The organism is Geobacillus lituanicus, assembly GCF_050994965.1.
Classification (GTDB): domain Bacteria; phylum Bacillota; class Bacilli; order Bacillales; family Anoxybacillaceae; genus Geobacillus; species Geobacillus stearothermophilus.
This window is the reverse complement of the sequence record NZ_CP194773.1, coordinates 1-17,371: the sequence shown is the minus strand read 5'-3', so window position 1 is coordinate 17,371 and position 17,371 is coordinate 1. Positions and strand designations below refer to the sequence as shown.

The following is a 17,371-nucleotide window of genomic DNA, read 5'->3' as shown; positions in this document are numbered from 1 at the left end:
ATGCTATTCATAGTGGATGCTATTTCATATAATGTTTTTACCGATTTCCTCATCCAACTTCAATGCGCTTGCCATTCTCCTTCGGCGGTATTCTCCATAACTGCCCGCAGTTGACGAATTCATCTGTGACAAACATAAGAGCGAGAAAACCTATTCCCTTTAGGTGTGGGGAATGTCAAATTCGTCAGCTGCATCGTCTTCTTCTCCTCTCTCCACTTTATGAAACGGGCGGAGATGTGGGGCTGGCCAAACTTGTCGAACCATTTTCCTTTCCTGAAAAATTTGTCGCTATTTCCCTGGGAATGTTGTCGAAACACGTTGTCGATCGACTCGATGACTCTCTGTGGATCTTTGATGTTGTCGGATTTCGCTTTATCCTTTTCTTTCGAAGGTCGATATGTCGTGAAAAAGAGGGTCAAACCACATCTTGACTCCATTGGGAAGCCCTTTTTGCCTCCACTTTCTTTGCCGATCGAAGGCTGCCGTTTTTTGCTTCCTCCCCATCTTTTCATCATTTTGTTAGAAGGGCGGTGATTTGCTAGCACAACCGCTTTCTCGCTTCGTTTCTCAACTAGAAAAACCTTGTAGCTTCGTTCCTTCTTTTCACACATTCAACTCATCGATCAAGGGGAACAGCGGTTTTCCACCCGCCTTTTAGGGAAAAACATCGTCAGTTCTGCTCTTTCTCCATAACACTGGCTCATTGATGCGCTCAAAGCCTTTCAACCTAGGGGGAGCGCGTTTTTACCGCATCACTGCGCCACCCGCTCTTTTTGGCTCCCAGCTCGGGAACATGCTTTTCTTGAATTTCAAAAGGAGTGATGCTCATTGTACATCCCCCCATCAACCGCTGCTTCGCCGCTTGTCGTCTGGCTCAATGGCCAGCGCCTACCCCGAGAGCAGCTGCCGTTTCCCGATGGAGAAGTCGCTGCCGCCATCCAGACCGGTTCGCTATGCGAACAGCCCGGGCTCATCAACACAGCGCGCGGCTGGCGCTGCGTCCGTTGCGGAAACGACGATCGTCGTCTGTTCGCCTCGTTTCCGTGCGCCCGCTGCGGGGCAGATTGCGCGTATTGCCGCAAGTGCTTGGTGATGGGGCGCATCAGCACTTGCACCCGCCTTGTGCACGTGACGATGCCGCTTCCGTCCGAGCCGCACGAAGCGCCGCTTTCCTGGGACGGGGAACTGTCCGCCGCTCAGGCGGAGGCTGCCCAGGCAGTCCGCCAGGCGGTGCTGGACCGAAGCGAACTGCTCGTTTGGGCCGTATGCGGGGCAGGGAAAACCGAGATGTTGTTTCCCGCCATCGCTGCCGCCTTGGAGGAAGGTTGGCGAGTTGGCCTCGCCACGCCTAGAGTGGACGTTGTCCGCGAGCTCGCTCCGCGCTTCCGCCAGGCGTTCCCGCGCGTTTCGCTCGCCGTATGGCACGGCGGAAGCGATGAGCGCGGGCGGATCGCTTCTTTGGTCCTCTCCACCACCCACCAGTTGCTGCGAGCCTACCGCGCATTTGACGTTATGATCGTCGATGAAGTCGACGCCTTCCCGTATTCGGTTGAACCGATGCTTGAATACGCCGTCAGTCAAGCGCGGAAAGAACGATCAAGCCTCATCTATCTCACCGCCACTCCCTCCCGCGCTTGGCAACGTGACATTGCGCGTGGCAAACGGAACGCCGTCGTCATCCCCGCCCGCTATCACGGCCATCCGCTCCCCGTCCCCGTGCTTGAATGGTGCGGCAATTGGCGCAAGCAGCTCGAGCGCGGCCGCTTGCCCGAAAACGTCCTTGCGTGGGTTCGCCATCGTTTGGAACAGAGAAAGCAGGCGTTTTTGTTCGTTCCCCATATCGATGAGCTTGAAGCTGTCACCCGCCTCTTGCAGCGCGTCAATCCCCGCATCGTCGGCGTTCATGCCGAAGCCCCAGACAGAGCCGAGCACGTTCAGGCATTTCGCGACGGGCGCGTTCCGCTGCTTGTGACGACGACGATTCTTGAGCGCGGCGTGACGGTACCGAACATCGATGTCGCCGTCCTTGGCGCCGAAGACCGCATCTTTACGGAAAGCGCTCTCGTGCAAATCGCCGGCCGCGTCGGCCGCCACGCGGCGTTTCCGGATGGCGACGTCCGCTTTTTCCATCACGGAAAAACGAACGAGATGGTGCGGGCGCGTCGCCACATCCTTCGCATGAATGAAGAAGCGCGAAAAAGGGGGCTATTGCGCCGATGAACTGCCTCCTTTGTCATTCCCCGTACAATCCGATCACGAGCTGGCGCCAGCTGTTTCTTCTTGAAGACCCAGACGTCCTTTGCCCGCGCTGCCGCGGTGCGTTTGTGCTTATTGACGGCCGCCTTTGCGAGATGTGCGGCCGCCCGCTTGAGGAGGCGGCGCCATCCGTGTGCCCCGACTGCCTTCGGTGGCAGGAAGATGAACAATGGGGGAGGGTGCTCGTGAAAAACCGATCCGTCTATGTATACAACGACTGGATGAAAGACGTCGTCGCCTTATGGAAATTCCGCGGCGACTATGTCATCGTCGAGGCATTCCGCCGTCCGTTTGTCCACGCGTTTTTCCGCCATTTCGGCCGCGATTGGTGCATCGTTCCGATCCCGCTGAGCCGCGATCGCCTCGATGAGCGCGGCTTCAACCAAGCGGAAGCGCTCGCCCGCCTGCTTCCATCCCTGTATTTCCCTTGGCTGGCCCGTAAACATTCCGAAAAGCAATCGAAAAAATCGCGCCGCGAGCGGCTCGAGACCGACAACCCATTTTTCCTTGCCGATCATCCCCCGCTTGACGGAAAACGAATCGTGCTGATCGACGACATTTACACAACGGGCATCACCATCCGCCACGCCGCCCTTGTTTTGCTTGAAGCGGGGGCGGCGGAGGTGGGGGCGTTGACGCTCATTCGCGCGTAACAGTGTAAACATTGGAAGCCTACGTGCCGATATAATAAAGTAGGAGAACAAAGAGCGAGGAAGAATAATGATGCGTATTCGTCACGATCAACTATCCAATGAGGTCGCCGCACCGGCTGTTTCATTGCAGCCGGGGAGCGTGCAGATGGCGGTAATGAAAGAAAGGTTCAACGATCAAGAGGCCGTGGTCGCCATCGGCCAACAGGATGTACGCGTCCACTTTGTGGATGGCGTCCCAAGCGACCGTTCGTTTATGGTGCGGCTTGTGAAGCAAGAAGGTGGAACTTGGATGGCGCAAGCGGTGCCACTATCGTCTATAGGGCGGTTTCTGCCATCTTCGTTGGACGATGGAATCGATTCATGGCTGTCGGCCCGTGGCATTCGCCTGACCGAAAAGGAAAAAGAAGCCGTTCGTCGTTTTTGGGAGACGGAAGGCGGCTCGATAAAGAAAAAACAGGAAACCTTCGCTGCTTTGGCGGCGAAACAGCTCGAGGTGACCGAGACGCATTTGCGCCTAGCGCATGAAGCGCTCCATGGCCCGCCGCTCGGAGACCTGTTGGCGCCGTTGTTGACGAAAACGGAACCGGAAGAAACCCATGAAGCAAAAGCGGCGCCTGTTCGTGAACAAACGGAGCGATTGGAAGGTTCGCGCGCGTATGCGGTTGCATCGGAGCTGGTTCTTCCAACGGCAGAGGCTCGGACGTTTGTCATGACGGCAGTGACAGAAAAAATAAGGCAATTGGTCCACGATTTTCGCGTTTGGCAGCGTGATATGGTCCGTCAGCTCGAACAATTTGCGCATGCCGCTGCCCAACAGTCGACAGAGCGAGCCGCGCCGCTTGTTGAGTCGCTCATTCATTCACTCGACCGCATGCTGTTGCACGGGGAATGGTTGTTGTTTACTGACATGAAAACGGAAACGAAGTTGCTTGAGGCGGGGGCGAAATTGGCAGAAGCGAAACGCGGCCTTGCTGAAGGAAAGACGGACGAAGCGGCCAAGACGGCGCGTGAAGTGAAAGCGTTGTTGGAGTCGCTCCGCTTTCAGCCATCTGAACAAAAAGTACAGCGGTTTTTCATGGAATCGGAAGCGTGGCAGGGCACGAAGCCGCACGAGCAGCTGTCGCGCCTTCTGAAACATGTGGACCAAGCGCCCAACGATGGCGCATTATCGGCGAGAGGAGTCTTTGAATCGCTGCGCCGCCTCGGCTTTTTCCATGAACAAGAGACCGTCCGTGCGCTCTTGAGCGGAGAGCGATTACAGCCGGTCGAGAATTTGAAGGCGATGCTGCTGTCATGGGTTGAGGAAGGAACGGCTCCTGCGCAGGCGGAACGGCTGCTCATGAATCTTACCGGCCAACAGTTGCTCAACAAATTTACTGTTGACAGCCACACCCAAACTATGTTGTACCAGTGGCCACTCTCGCTTCATGGTGAGATGGCGACCGTACATGTGCACGTCAACGCTCGCAGCGGTGACGGACAGCTTGACTGGCAAAACTGCCGCCTCTACTTTTTGTTGGACACGAATCAAGGCAAAGTCGGCATTTCCTTGCAGTCGGTCGAACGGCAGCTGTCCGTGACGGTGGAAACAGAACACGAGCCGTTGGCGGCGGTGTTGCAGTCATGTGCGGCGACAGTCAAAGACCATTTGGAACAGATCGGTTATCGGGTGCAACGCCTCACTTTCCAACCGATGAACACCCAAGACCAAGAGCGGGCGGCGACAGACAGAGTGAAGACGGAAAACGAAACGAGCCAGTGGGAGTGGACGATATGAACAGACACCGTTACGCCCCTGCTTTCAAATCATATGAGCAACATCTTGGCCGACAGCCGCGGCAGCTCGCTGATGAGGTGGCCGACAAGGCGGGGCGGGCGGGCATTCCGCTGCCCCATGACCGGGAGTTGCTGAGACAGCTGGTCGATCCGGTGCCGCGCGTCCCGCCGCAGCTTTACGCGGTGATCGGGGAAGTTTTAAAATGGATTCAGAAGCTTGATGAACAAGGCGGTAGGAGCGAAGAAGATGGAGATCAATAAAATTGCCAACACCCCATCGGTTCCAATCGGCAAAAAAGCGGCGGCTTCTTTTTCGCCATCCGTGTCATTTGCCGAGCTGACCGCCAAGGAGCAGGAAAAGCTGCGAAACGAGCGGCTGAGACAGCTGGCGGATGAAATCGAACAGCAAGGAAAAAAACTGGCCAAGTTGCGGACGGTTGACGATTTGCGGCGGTATAAACAGCTCGTCAGACAATTGCTCGATGAAGCGGTGAACCATGGCTTGAAACTGACGGAGCAGTATGGGTTCCATTGGAGCGGCCGTTCCCGCGTCTATCATATCGTCAAAACGATCGACCAAAAGCTGCTGGACGTCACAAACGCGGTGCTCGAGCAAGAACGGCCGAGGATTGATTTGCTGAAGACGTTGGGGGAAATTCAAGGGTTGATCGTCAATTTGTATACGTAATGGGCACATTGGGAGGGGAGAATGATGAACTTAGAAAATTGCCCGGTTTGCGGCCGTCTGTTTGTCTACTCGCCGTTTCGCGATATTTGCCCGTCTTGTCATGAAGAAGAAGAACGGCAATTTCAAACCGTGGTCCAATTTTTGCGGCGCCGGGAAAACCGGTTGGCGACGATGGAGCAAATTGTCGATGCGACAGGCGTGCCTGAAACGCTGTTGGTCAAATTCATCAAAAGCGGCCGATTAACGTTGGCGCAGCTGCCGAATTTAGGATATCCGTGCGACCGCTGCGGCAAGCTGATCCGCGAAGGCAGAATGTGCCCCGACTGTTCAAAAGATTTGCAAGGGCAGCTGGAAATGGCGAAAAAAGAAGAAGAACAGAAGAAAAAACAAGTGTTTCGCACGTATTACACCGACAAAGAGCGAAATGGCCGCTAAACAAATGAACGGATTGACCGATAATAGTAGTAAGGCAACAACGGGCGGAACGGATAGGAGGAATCGCAGTGAGAATCGATAACCGGTTTTTGATTGGCGTTCATCCCTACCGTCAGTACTCGGGCATCCCACAAGGAAAAACAGGGCAACCCGGGCGGCGGGATCGCGTCGAAATTTCTGAGGAGGCAAAAGAGCTGCAGCAACGCTCCACTTGGGCCGCTGAGCGGGAAGAGAAAGTGCGCCGGTTGAAGGAACAAATCGACAACAGAACGTATGAGATCGATGCCCGCGCCATTGCGGAGAAACTATACAAGTTCTATAAGGGCGATGGCCAATGAACACAAGGGTAGAAAATCGCCGAACCGATGATGAACAGCGTGCGCCAGCGCTGCAGCTGATGGCGCTCCTTGACCGGCACTTGACGCTGCACCAGCATTTGCTTCAATTGGCCTATCAAAAAACGGACGTATTAAAACGAGGCGATATGGACGGATTAATGCAGCTGATCCAAAAAGAACAAACTGCTATCGCCGCCATCCAGCAGCTCGAGCGCGAGCGGGCACAACTCGTCGCCGCATGGTCCGATGGCGGGCATCCGCTGACATTGGCCGATTGCTTGTCGAAAATGGACGAGGAGGAGCGGCAAAAAGCCGAACAGTTGGCTAGCGAGTTGCTCGACGTGATCAACGAACTCCAGGCAGTCAACGAGCTGAATGGGCAGCTCATCCGCCAGTCGCTGCAATGGGTGACGCTGATGTTGGACCAATTGATGCCGCAGCCGCCCAACGTGAACTATACCGCGCCAAACCAATCAACGAGACAATATGGACATGGACGAAGCCGTTCACTCTTTGATTCCAAAGCATAGCAGCACAAGTCACCGACGGAAAATAAGGAGAGATCGATCCATCCAACAGCCGTCAAAACGAAACAGAGCCGCTAGGCAGAAAACAGCGGACAATCATTAGAAGATGAAAAGGAGGGGCACGATGGGATCAACATTTCACGGGCTGGAAGTCGCCAAGCGCGGCATGGCCGTGCAGCAAATGGCGCTGTACACGACCGGCCATAACATTGCTAACGCCAACACGCCCGGTTATTCCCGTCAGCGCGTCAACTTTGTCCAAAGCGAGCCGTACCCGCCGGCTTCCCTCAATCGCCCGCAAATTCCGGGACAGATGGGGACGGGGGTCGAGGCGGGCTCGATTGAGCGGGTGCGCGACCGCTTTTTTGACTGGCAATACCGCGGCGAGAACAACAAGCTCGGCTATTGGCAAGCCCAAGCCGATGCGTTAAAAAAAATGGAGGACATTATGAACGAACCGTCCGACAGCGGTTTATCCAAAACCATGGATCAATTTTGGCAGGCGTTCCAGGATTTAAGTGCAAACCCAGAAAATACAGGGGCCCGCTCGGTCGTGCGCCAGCGCGGACTGGCGGTGGTCGAGACGTTTCATTATTTGGCCGATTCGTTAACCTCTATTCAAAACGATCTCGCCAATGAAATTCAAGTGACCGTCAAATCGATCAACTCGATCGCGGAACAGCTGTATAAAATCAACCAACAAATCGCCGAAGTCGAACCGCACGGCTACTTGCCGAACGATTTGTACGATGAGCGCGACCGACTGCTCGATGAACTGTCTGCGCTCGTCAAAATCGAAGTCGAGCCGAAGCCAAGCGGCGGCAATGCGCTGAAAACGGCGGAGGGGTCTTATGATGTATATATTTTTGATGGCAACGGCCAGCGTCAGCTGCTGGTCAATGGCAACCAAGGATACCAGACGCTGTCCGTATCGCCGAGCGCCAGCTCCTCCCCGGAGATGCCGCCCGGTCCGCTTACCGGACTTTTGCTTGGAGGCTCTTCCATCCCGTTTGTCGCCTCCGGCAAGTTGAAAGGGTTGATCGAGGCCTACGGATATGATGACGGAAGCGGTGTCAAAGGCATTTATCCCGATATGTTGAAAAAGCTCGATACGCTCGCGTATTCGTTCGCCAAACGGTTTAACGAAGTGCACCAAACAGGGTATACGCTCAGCCCGAGCAACCCGGGAGGGCTGTTTTTCAGCGATTTGACGCAAGTGGACGGGGCAGCGAAAGCGATCCAATTGTCATCCAATATTGATGATTTAAACAATATCGCCGCTTCATCAGCGCCGAACGAACCGGGGAACGGCTTAAACGCCATTCGTCTCGCCAATGTCAAAAACAGCAATTTTGCCAACCTGCAAAATCCGGCGCCGTCGGTCTCGTATCCGATCACAGCGGGCACGCTGCAGGCGTATTACGAAAGCATGATCGGCCAGCTGGGGGTCGACACCCAACAGGCGAACCGCCTCGTCAACAACTCCGAAGTGCTCCGCCAGTCGGTGGAGGAAAGGCGGCAGTCCGTCAGCGGGGTGTCGCTCGATGAAGAAATGACGAACATGATTCGGTTTCAGCACGCCTACAACGCGGCGGCGCGCACGATTACAACGATTGATGAAATGCTCGATAAAATCATTAACGGCATGGGAATTGTCGGAAGGTAGGTGAGCGATGATGCGCGTCACGCAATCGATGTTGACGCAAAATATGCTGCGCAACTTGAGCCAAAGCTATGAACGGCTCGGCAAAATTCAAGACCAGCTGTCCACCGGCAAAAAAATTGCCCGCCCGTCTGACGACCCGGTCGTGGCCATCAAAGGGATGGCGTACCGGACGAACTTAACTGAGGTGGAACAGTTTAAACGCAATTTCTCCGAAGCCCATAACTGGATCGATGCGTCCGACTCGGCGCTTAACGAAGCGACGCAAGTGCTCCAGCGCATTCGCGAGCTCGTCGTCCAGGCAAGCAACGATACGTATGAGCAATCGCAGCGTGAGCATATCGCGAAAGAGATCGATGAGCTAAAAAACCATTTAGTGTCCATTGCCAACACACAAATTGCGGGCAAATACATTTTCAATGGCACGGATACCCTTCGACCGCCGGTCAACTTGGACGACCCAGTGAACAAAGTGTCGACGAACACAGAACAAGTGAAAATCGAGCTGTTAAAAGGCATCCAGCTCCCGGTCAACGTCAATCCGACGCGCGTCTTTACGTACAGCGCGACTCCAGGACAAGGGCTGTTCAGCGATTTAGAAGCGCTTGTGAATGACTTGGAAGCTGGCAAGAGCGGCCAAGAGCTGAACGGTTATTTATCCTATATTGACAAGCACATCGACAACGTCTTGGCCGAGCGTGCCGAGCTTGGCGCGCGAAGCAACCGCCTTGAGCTGATGGAAGCGCGTGTCGATGAACAGGAAGTGATCGCCCAACAAATTTTGTCGGACAATGAAGACGCCGATATCGAACGGGTCATTACCGATTTGAAAACACAGGAAAGTGTGCACCGCGCCGCCCTTGGCGTCGGCGCCCGCATCATTCAGCCGACGCTGCTCGACTTTTTGCGCTAAGCGGATAAGGGGGAGATGACGATGCAGCTGCCGCAGATCCGCTTGCAGTCAACGATGGCGAAAATCGCCATCGAAACCGTTCCGGCGAAACTAGAAATCCAACAGCCGCCTGCCGAGTTGGAAATCGAGCAATCTCCGGCCCGACTCACGATCCGTACGACGCCGTCCAAGCTAACGATCGATCAGACAAAAGCGTGGGAAGACATGAACTTAGAACATATCTTCCGCCGCATCGAAAAGTTTGCTGAACAAGGATACAACGATTGGCTTGACGGGCTGGCCCGCGTCTCTCGCCAAGGCGACGAGCTCATGCGCATTGAGGACGGCGGCAACCCGATCGCCGAGCAGGCGAAAGAAAACAGCGAAACTCCGATGTACGAATTCAACATCGGCTGGGTGCCGTCCCCGTTCAGCGTTCACATATCCTATACTCCGGCGGATGTGGATATTCGCTTTGAGGCACGCAAACCGGTCATCCGCGCCCGCACGCATCCACCGGTCATTCGCTACATGCCGGGCGAGGTGGCGATCCGCCTCGCCCAGCGTCCGTCGCTTCACATTGACGTCGTCATTTGAGGAACATAAGGAGGAGCAAGCATTGAACATCGACACGAAATACCACGGAACGGTGGCGGTGAAGGACGAAGACATCATCCGCTTCCCCCACGGCCTGCCCGGATTTGCGGACGAGAAGCGGTTCGTCCTTTTGCCGCTTGCCGACACGCCGTTTGTCATCTTGCAGTCGGTCAAGACCCCCGCGCTTGGGTTTGTGTTGATCGAGCCGTTTTCGTACTTTCCGGCGTACGAATTTGAACTGGATGAAGCGATGGTCGAACAGCTTGACATCGAAAGCGAACGCGACGTCGCCGTGTACGTCATCTTGACGGTTGCTGACCCGTTCGACAACACGACCGCGAACTTGCAGGCGCCCGTGGTCATCAACGCCCGAAAACGAATCGGCAAGCAAGTGATCTTATCGAACACCCCGTACAAAACGAAACATCGCCTCTTCCCGGAAAAAGCGGCGACGTAAAGGAGGCGGGCGAACCATGCTTGTTTTAACGCGCAAACTCAAAGAAGCGATCCAAATCGGCGATGACATCGAAATCACCGTCCTCGCCATCCAAGGCGATCAAGTAAAGCTTGGCATCAACGCACCGAGGCACATCGACATTCACCGCAAAGAAGTGTATCTCGCCATCCAAGCGGAAAACAGTGCCGCCGCCGAAGCACACGAAGCCTCGCTCGCCGAACTGACCGCCAAACTGAAACAATGGAAACAACGATAACCCGAAGCGCCCAAACGGCGCTTTTTTCGCTCCATCGAAAAAAAATTAAATTTCCCTATTAAACTTCCAAAAAACGCGCCGATATAAAAAGTGAGCGCGGCTTGCGGCGAAAGGCGGCCGACTTTCGCCCTAGCCCCGCCGTTCCACAAGGACGTGGAAAACATCATTTCAAGGAGGAAGAGAACATGAGAATCAACCACAACATTGCGGCGTTGAATACGTATCGCCAACTGACGATCGGTCAAAGCGCAGCAGCGAAAAACATGGAAAAACTATCTTCTGGTCTTCGCATTAACCGCGCTGGTGATGATGCGGCGGGTCTTGCCATCTCTGAAAAAATGCGCGGGCAAATTCGTGGGTTAGAGCAAGCGTCACGCAATGCACAGGACGGAATCTCACTCCTCCAGACAGCAGAAGGGGCTTTAAACGAAGTTCACTCTATCCTTCAACGTATGCGTGAGTTAGCCGTTCAAGCAGCAAACGATACAAATACTACTACTGATCGTGGGGAAATTCAAAAAGAGATTAACCAATTAACATCGGAAATTAACCGTATTGGGAATACTACAGAGTTTAACACTCAAAAATTACTTGATGGAACAAAAGCTGGTTCACCTGCTGCAGCTGCTGCAGCTGCAAAGGTAACTGGAAGTACAGTTACTCTTGGGACAGGTACGGATTTTGGCAGTAAAAACTTAGTATTTACTGTAGGTATTGGCACCACTACTAAAACTGTTACATTAAGCCAGAATTATGATGGTACAAATAAGACAATGGCTGACTTAGTTAATGATTTACAGACAGCCTTAGGTTCAGGTGTAACTGTCACTAACAATAGTGGCAAAATCGAAATCACTGCTAAGAACACTACTGATTCAATTACAATAAATGCTGCAACTTCTGGTGACTTATCAGTGATTGGTTTAACAGCTGGAACAACAAACCCGACTCGAGCAACTGATGGGTTAACATTCCAAATTGGTGCAAATGGTGGTCAAAGCATTGGGATAAATATTAGTGATATGCGTGCAACGTCTACTTTGTTAAAAGTAGCAACTGCTACAGGAACAACTGTAACTGCTTCATCAGGTAAAGTAGCTACTTATACAACAGCTACTGATGTTACTGATGGAACTACAAGCACTGGACAGTTTAAGGCTCTAGATGTTTCTACTAATGCTAACGCTACAGCTGCAATCGATGTTATTGATGATGCAATCAAAAATGTATCAGCTGAGCGTTCTAAGCTTGGTGCATATCAAAACCGTTTAGAGCACACAATCAATAACTTAGGTACAGCTGCAGAAAACTTAACAGCCGCTGAGTCTCGTATCCGCGACGTAGATTATGCCTTAGCTGCCTAATCAGCGACAGGCACAGTCGTCCTAGCTGGAAACGGCTAGGAGTATCACCGGGTGAATTGCTGGAAACCCCTTAGAGCCTTTGACGCCACAACGCAGCCGGAAACGGCAAACGTGATGGCTTGAAAAGTCAAAGGATTGGGCAACCAGCAGCCAAGCTCCTGTTCCGAAAGGGTGGAGAAGGTTCAACGACTAGGGCATACCGCCTACGGCTTGTGCTATGGCGATGAAGCCCGTAGGGTGAACAGGATTCCTCCATCGTCCTCGTTCATCTGAAGCGCCCGGCCCCTAACAGGTAAAGCTGAGGGTGAAGATGTAGTCTGGTCCCGTCACGAAAGTGAGGGTGGCACGATGGCCAAAGAAATGATGGAGTTCACAAAGAACAACATCCTCTCTCAAGCAGCGCAAGCAATGTTGGCTCAATCTAGTCAAATTCCGCAAGCGGTGTTGCAGCTGCTTCGGTAATTTGATTGGAAGGGCGTCTTAGCTGGAAACGGCTAAGAGGATCACTGGGTGAATTGCTGGGACCCCCTAAAGCTTTCCTTGCCACAACGTAGCTGGAAACGGCAGGCGTGATGGCTTGAAAAAAGGAAAGATGCAACAATGGGCAACCAGCAGCCAAGCTCCTGTCCCGAAAGGGTGGAGAAGGTTCAACGACTAGGACATACCACCTAAGGCGAAATGCTATGGTGATGAAGTCCGTAGGGGAGGCAAATGCCGAACCGAAGCGCCCAGCCCCTAACAGGTAAAGCTGAGGGTGAAGAGGTAGTCTACACAACGTTCGAAAGACGTTGAGGCATGGCAAGCCAACCAACAACCACAAGGAGTATTGCAATTGCTTCGATAATTTTAAGGAAAGGAGATTTCGGCATGTTCGAAATCTCCTTTTAACATTAGAAGAAATGAGGTCCTAAACATGAAAAAGCAAAAAATGACGTTATATCCTGAATACTTAAAATTATTCTCGTGCATAGGAAGTGAGTGTGAAGATACGTGTTGTGCGGGTTGGAGAGTGGATATCGATAAGGCGACATATAAAAAATATAAAAAGGTAAAAGATCGTACGTTGGCAGCTCAAATCGATCAGAATATTTCGCGTAATCGTTCGAATCCAAATGACCATAATTACGCGCATATTAAAATGGATTCAGAAGGCAAATGTTTTTTTCTTACTGAAGATCGTCTTTGTAGTATTCAACTTCAGTTAGGGGAAGAGTTTTTATGTGATACCTGTTATATATACCCACGATCTTATCATCTTGTAAATGGAGTAATTGAAAAATCTGCAACCTTATCCTGTCCTGAGATAGCTCGTCTAGCGTTGTTAAATGAAAAGGGGATTGAATTTGAGCAATCGATTGAATCATTGCCAAAAAGATTACGTATTCGACAAATAATTGATACTCATTCTCCAACTTTAGCAAACGATTTGAAACGTTATTTTTGGGAGCTTCGCTCGTTTAGTATTGAAATTGTCCAAAATCGTTCTTATTCCATAGCGGAACGTCTCATTTTTTTAGGTTTATTTCTCAATAAAGTTCAGAAAACGGTTGATGATGGACAAATCGATCAAGTTCCTAATGTCATATCTAAATATCGAAATATAATGTTGGATGTAGAACATACGAAGCCTTCTTTTTCGAATATACAGACAAATTATGTAATTCAATTGAAAATATGTAAAGAGTTAGTGGATTATCGCTTTAGTCAAGGTGCGGTAAATAGCAAAAAATATTTAGAATGTCTTGCTCAAACATTGCAAGGGCTTGAGTATGTCGAAGAGGCAACAATAGAACAGTTAATAGAAAATTATAAAGATGCATACCATCGCTATTACTTGCCATTTATGTAACTATTCACCCCAGTGCTAGTGTATAAAAAAGCCCAGCACAAATAGGGCATTTCGGTCATAGAAAATGCCCTAGGTAGCGGAAAGAACTCGATCGATCGTTTCGCCTGCCAACAGAAGACATAACGAATCCCACACGTTTTTTTCGTGTTTCGTCAGTGTGGAAACGATGCTTCTTGCGATGCAAAACGACTGCGCGAATGTTTCTTCGCGAAACGTACCCGAAATGTTCTCTTTGACTTTGACCATGCGAAGATCGCGTTCGGCTTGGTTGTTGTCAAAGGGAACATGTACTTCACGTAAGAAACGCAGCGCTTCTTCCTTTCGTTTTTGAAGGCGTCGAACAAAAGCGAGTGCTTTTTTCGGAAGAGGCGTCATCGTTTCTAATCGGTGTTGTGCTCTTTCTAGGATGCGATCATACACTCGTTCCCACCGTCTCGCTTCTTCTTCGGAAAGTGCACCGTGATGGGCTTCGACGGCTTGCTTGGCGGCTAACAGAAACGTGGTCATGCGCATCGCCCACGTATGCCCTTGTTCGATGAATCCTTTTAACTCACGCAAATGATGGGCGTGACAAAGGGCATGGGTGGCATGTGTGTATTTCGGATATGTACCGAACGCATCGTGCATCATCGTCCCTTCATATCGGGGAAGAATCCCGATATCATCGGTCGCTTTTTTTCCACGAGAAGCGTGAGGAGCCAAGTATGTATATCTCGATGTACACGCGACATGCACCCATGCGAGTTTCCCATTGATGCGCAAACTCGTTTCATCGACATGCAGGATGTTGGATTCAAGTAAGGCGTCTTCGATGATGTCCATATTTGATTCCAGCGCTTCGCGTCCTCGTTTCACCATATTGGCAAGGGTTCCTGTACTAATCGAGTGTTGATATAACGCTTCGATTGTATCACTTAAACGCTTGTACGGGATCAATTGGATATGATGTAAATAAACAACGAGCGCCGTGAGCCGTGGACCGTATTGCACATGATTCGTGACATGGGATGGGAATTCGGCTTGTTGCACGCATCGACAATGTGGACACGATTTCACTTCACGTTCATGTTGTGTCACCTCGATCGCCACACGAGGGACATCAAACACTTGACGGATATCGACTTTGAACGGTTTGACTTCACACAAAGAAGCTCCACATCCTTGACACGTATGCACACGGTGGACGACACGATGATGTGGATGTTCCACTTGACGGAGCGTCTTCCCCTCATGTCCCTCTTGCCCACCAGGCTTTTTGCCAGACGGCTCGCGGGAGGAACGCTTTTTCTCAAAACGGTCAGAAGATGGGGGCAAATGGCTATTGGAGCTGTTTTTTTTCGTGCGTGCTTCCAGCTCTTGAACACGGTACTTCAGTTGTTCATTTTCTTTGCGTAGTTGTTTGTTTTCGTGACGCAAATGTTCATTTTCTTGAATGAGTTGATGAATGAGCTGTTTTTGTTGTTGAACTTTGCCGATTAAGCTCTCAACTGTAAATACAGCTTGTTGTACCGTCAACATGCGATTCACCTCCTTGTCTATCAGTATTCACATCATAGACAAGGAAAGAAGAAAATATTCAGCTCACTTTATGATGTGGCTGAATAGTTACGAATCATCTTTCTTTTGAACATCACCTGAATCCGTGACAAAACATCTTTACAATGGATGCAAACCGTTGATACGATAAGGGAAAACGACGTTGACGACTCTTCATCAAGTAGGTGAATGTGATGAAAGATTTCCCGATTCGGTTTGTATTGACAGATGAAGCGATTACTCCAAGTGCTGGGCTTGCTCTCGTGGGCTACTTACTGCACCAAACGAAGCTGGATAAACGAGTAAACGCCCTTCGGCTCCCAACGGTTCGTCGAGATGTGCACATTTCCCATAGCGACGTCATTCGCTCGATGATCGGCTTGCTTGCCACAGGAAAAACGGATTTTGATCATATCGAAGCGTATCGTCAGGACGATATCTTTTCGACATCAATGGGCATTCGGCACGTACCTTCCTCCCCAACGTTGCGACAGCGACTCGATCAGCTCGCTTGTCTTCCGATGACCGAAGCAATCATTTGGGAGGAATCGATGCGTCTGTTGGTTCGACAACACGCTACCTTGTCTCCTTGTTGGACCAAAGGGAAGACGACATGGCTCCCACTTGATATAGATGCTTCCCCATTTGACAACTCCGATACGAAAAAAGAAGGAGTGAGTCGAACGTATAAAGGATTTGACGGTTTTACGCCGTTGTTTGCGTATGCAGGGAAGGAAGGGTATATCGTTCATGCCGAGCTGCGTCCAGGGAAACAACATGTACAAGACAACATGCCTTCGTTTTTAACTACCGCCATCCATCGAGCTCGTCCGCTGACCTCGTCTCGTCTGCTTGTCCGCATGGATGCAGGAAACGATGCGGAAGCGAATGTGCACGTATGTCTAAAGGAAGACGTGGACTTTGTCATCAAGCGAAACTTACGCCGAGAATCGAAAGCACTTTGGTTCCAGATCGCTTCGCAAAAGGGCAGACGCGTCGATGATGGACAAACCGAAGGAGTACAAACGTATGAGTTATGCCTTCCACAGACAGCAGCAATCGATGGACACACGTATACGTACGTTCAAGTCACCCAAGTGATGGAACGAACGATGGAACGAAATGGACAGCTGATGCTCGTTCCTGATTACGAAGTCGAAAGCTACTGGGTGCGCCTCGAAGGATACGAGCATGTTCGAATGAGTGATGTGCTCGCATTGTATCATGATCATGCGACATGCGAACAGTTTCATAGCGAACTGAAAAGCGACTTAGATTTAGAGCGACTTCCATCTGGGAAGATGAAAACGAATGCGCTCGTGTTAGTCATGGGAGCATTCGTGTACAACCTTCTTCGTCTGATTGGACAAGATCTATTAAGCGATCCGAGACATCCATTACATCATAAAGTGAAACGCCGTCGCATCAAGACGATCATTCAGACGGTGATCACGATGGCAGGTCGACTCGTCCGCCGATCACGACAGATCTGGATGAAACTGACGCGAAGGAGTGGCTATAGCGAGCCCCTTCTGAACATTTACATAAAATGGAGAGAAGGAGCATAACGAACGATTGTTCGCAATTCTGTACTCACCCTAACCCTCTGTCCTTTTTTGTTTTTTCTTTGGTTTATATACCTAAAAAAGATATTTATTTCATTTCTGAGAGTGAAGATGACATTCTGTTTTAAACATAAAAAGGGAATGGTGGATCACGCATCCATAAAACCAGCAAAAAAGTCAAAGTCGATGTCAATCCATCACGGATTCAGGTAAACGGAATACTTAAAAGTAATGCTAATCTAAAATTAACATAATGAAGTCTTATCATAGGAAACATGACTATGTTAAAGAGTAAAGACCACCAAATGTTCCAACCGTTATGATGGTTAATTGTATTGAAATATTCTCGTCCCATCCATTCAATTACAGTAAATAGAGTAACTCACTTCGCTATATAAAAAATTTGTTTTAGTGCAGCATCTGGATAATTAGATAAGTAAATCAATGTCGCAGGAACCATAATAAACAAAAGAGATACAAAATAAGCTACTGTATCTCCTATTATTCCCGTACCTTTCA

At 50.8% G+C, this 17,371-nt stretch carries 18 protein-coding genes; 17 read left to right on the top strand and 1 reads right to left on the bottom strand.

Annotated features, from left to right (window positions below; genetic code table 11):
* Window positions 1–828: 828 nt before the first annotated feature.
* The 16 genes from ACR1UW_RS00090 to fliB all read left to right on the top strand — a co-directional run bounded on the left by ACR1UW_RS00090 (window position 829) and on the right by fliB (window position 13,751).
* Window positions 829–2,220 (top strand): ATP-dependent helicase ComFA, encoded by a 1,392-nt coding sequence (locus ACR1UW_RS00090; RefSeq protein WP_498934173.1) that lies wholly within the window; start codon window positions 829–831, stop codon window positions 2,218–2,220.
* A complete protein-coding gene (locus tag ACR1UW_RS00085; RefSeq protein WP_498934171.1) occupies window positions 2,217–2,909 on the top strand; it encodes a ComFC family protein in 693 nt (230 codons plus the stop codon). The genes ACR1UW_RS00090 and ACR1UW_RS00085 overlap by 4 nt, the downstream gene beginning before the upstream one ends.
* 67 nt (window positions 2,910–2,976) lie before the next feature.
* The gene (locus ACR1UW_RS00080) at window positions 2,977–4,686 is read left to right on the top strand and encodes a hypothetical protein (protein WP_498934169.1); all 1,710 of its coding nucleotides are present in this window, start codon (window positions 2,977–2,979) and stop codon (window positions 4,684–4,686) included.
* Window positions 4,683–4,946 (top strand): hypothetical protein, encoded by a 264-nt coding sequence (locus tag ACR1UW_RS00075; RefSeq protein ID WP_023633638.1) that lies wholly within the window; start codon window positions 4,683–4,685, stop codon window positions 4,944–4,946. Before ACR1UW_RS00080 ends, ACR1UW_RS00075 begins: the two co-directional genes overlap by 4 nt.
* Window positions 4,933–5,373: a YaaR family protein gene (locus ACR1UW_RS00070; protein WP_033014948.1), complete on the top strand. Its 441-nt coding sequence runs from the start codon at window positions 4,933–4,935 to the stop codon at window positions 5,371–5,373. The genes ACR1UW_RS00075 and ACR1UW_RS00070 overlap by 14 nt, the downstream gene beginning before the upstream one ends.
* A 21-nt stretch (window positions 5,374–5,394) precedes the next feature.
* Window positions 5,395–5,808 carry a TIGR03826 family flagellar region protein gene (locus ACR1UW_RS00065; RefSeq protein WP_498934166.1) on the top strand — a complete coding sequence of 138 codons (414 nt, stop codon included), beginning with the start codon at window positions 5,395–5,397 and terminating at the stop codon, window positions 5,806–5,808.
* Window positions 5,809–5,876: 68 nt separating this feature from the next.
* On the top strand, window positions 5,877–6,146 hold the full coding sequence (flgM, locus tag ACR1UW_RS00060; RefSeq protein WP_033014950.1) for a flagellar biosynthesis anti-sigma factor FlgM: 270 nt from the start codon (window positions 5,877–5,879) through the stop codon (window positions 6,144–6,146).
* Window positions 6,143–6,676, top strand: coding sequence for a flagellar protein FlgN (locus ACR1UW_RS00055; RefSeq protein ID WP_498934164.1), 534 nt, complete (start codon window positions 6,143–6,145; stop codon window positions 6,674–6,676). Before flgM ends, ACR1UW_RS00055 begins: the two co-directional genes overlap by 4 nt.
* Before the next feature lie 121 nt (window positions 6,677–6,797).
* On the top strand, window positions 6,798–8,339 hold the full coding sequence (flgK, locus tag ACR1UW_RS00050; RefSeq protein WP_498934162.1) for a flagellar hook-associated protein FlgK: 1,542 nt from the start codon (window positions 6,798–6,800) through the stop codon (window positions 8,337–8,339).
* Window positions 8,340–8,349: 10 nt separating this feature from the next.
* Window positions 8,350–9,249: a flagellar hook-associated protein FlgL gene (gene flgL, locus ACR1UW_RS00045; protein ID WP_031212447.1), complete on the top strand. Its 900-nt coding sequence runs from the start codon at window positions 8,350–8,352 to the stop codon at window positions 9,247–9,249.
* 21 nt (window positions 9,250–9,270) lie between these two features.
* Window positions 9,271–9,825, top strand: a complete 555-nt coding sequence (locus tag ACR1UW_RS00040; RefSeq protein ID WP_033006521.1) for a DUF6470 family protein — start codon at window positions 9,271–9,273, stop codon at window positions 9,823–9,825.
* Window positions 9,826–9,847: 22 nt separating this feature from the next.
* Window positions 9,848–10,282 (top strand): flagellar assembly protein FliW, encoded by a 435-nt coding sequence (fliW, locus tag ACR1UW_RS00035; RefSeq protein ID WP_237420861.1) that lies wholly within the window; start codon window positions 9,848–9,850, stop codon window positions 10,280–10,282.
* 16 nt (window positions 10,283–10,298) lie between these two features.
* On the top strand, window positions 10,299–10,538 hold the full coding sequence (gene csrA / locus ACR1UW_RS00030; protein ID WP_498934160.1) for a carbon storage regulator CsrA: 240 nt from the start codon (window positions 10,299–10,301) through the stop codon (window positions 10,536–10,538).
* A gap of 185 nt (window positions 10,539–10,723) precedes the next feature.
* On the top strand, window positions 10,724–11,902 hold the full coding sequence (locus ACR1UW_RS00025) for a flagellin N-terminal helical domain-containing protein (protein ID WP_498934158.1): 1,179 nt from the start codon (window positions 10,724–10,726) through the stop codon (window positions 11,900–11,902).
* 348 nt (window positions 11,903–12,250) lie between these two features.
* On the top strand, window positions 12,251–12,364 hold the full coding sequence (locus ACR1UW_RS00020) for a flagellin (RefSeq protein ID WP_081823197.1): 114 nt from the start codon (window positions 12,251–12,253) through the stop codon (window positions 12,362–12,364).
* Window positions 12,365–12,815: 451 nt separating this feature from the next.
* Window positions 12,816–13,751 carry a flagellin lysine-N-methylase gene (fliB, locus tag ACR1UW_RS00015; protein WP_498934156.1) on the top strand — a complete coding sequence of 312 codons (936 nt, stop codon included), beginning with the start codon at window positions 12,816–12,818 and terminating at the stop codon, window positions 13,749–13,751.
* A 69-nt stretch (window positions 13,752–13,820) separates the two neighbouring features.
* On the opposite strand, the gene ACR1UW_RS00010 is transcribed toward fliB, so the two are convergent.
* On the bottom strand, window positions 13,821–15,269 hold the full coding sequence (locus ACR1UW_RS00010) for an IS66-like element ISBst12 family transposase (RefSeq protein ID WP_498932894.1): 1,449 nt from the start codon (window positions 15,267–15,269) through the stop codon (window positions 13,821–13,823).
* A 212-nt stretch (window positions 15,270–15,481) separates the two neighbouring features.
* On the opposite strand from ACR1UW_RS00010, the gene ACR1UW_RS00005 reads away from it, so the two are divergent.
* Window positions 15,482–16,855, top strand: coding sequence for an IS1380 family transposase (locus ACR1UW_RS00005; RefSeq protein ID WP_498934154.1), 1,374 nt, complete (start codon window positions 15,482–15,484; stop codon window positions 16,853–16,855).
* Window positions 16,856–17,371: the final 516 nt, after the last annotated feature.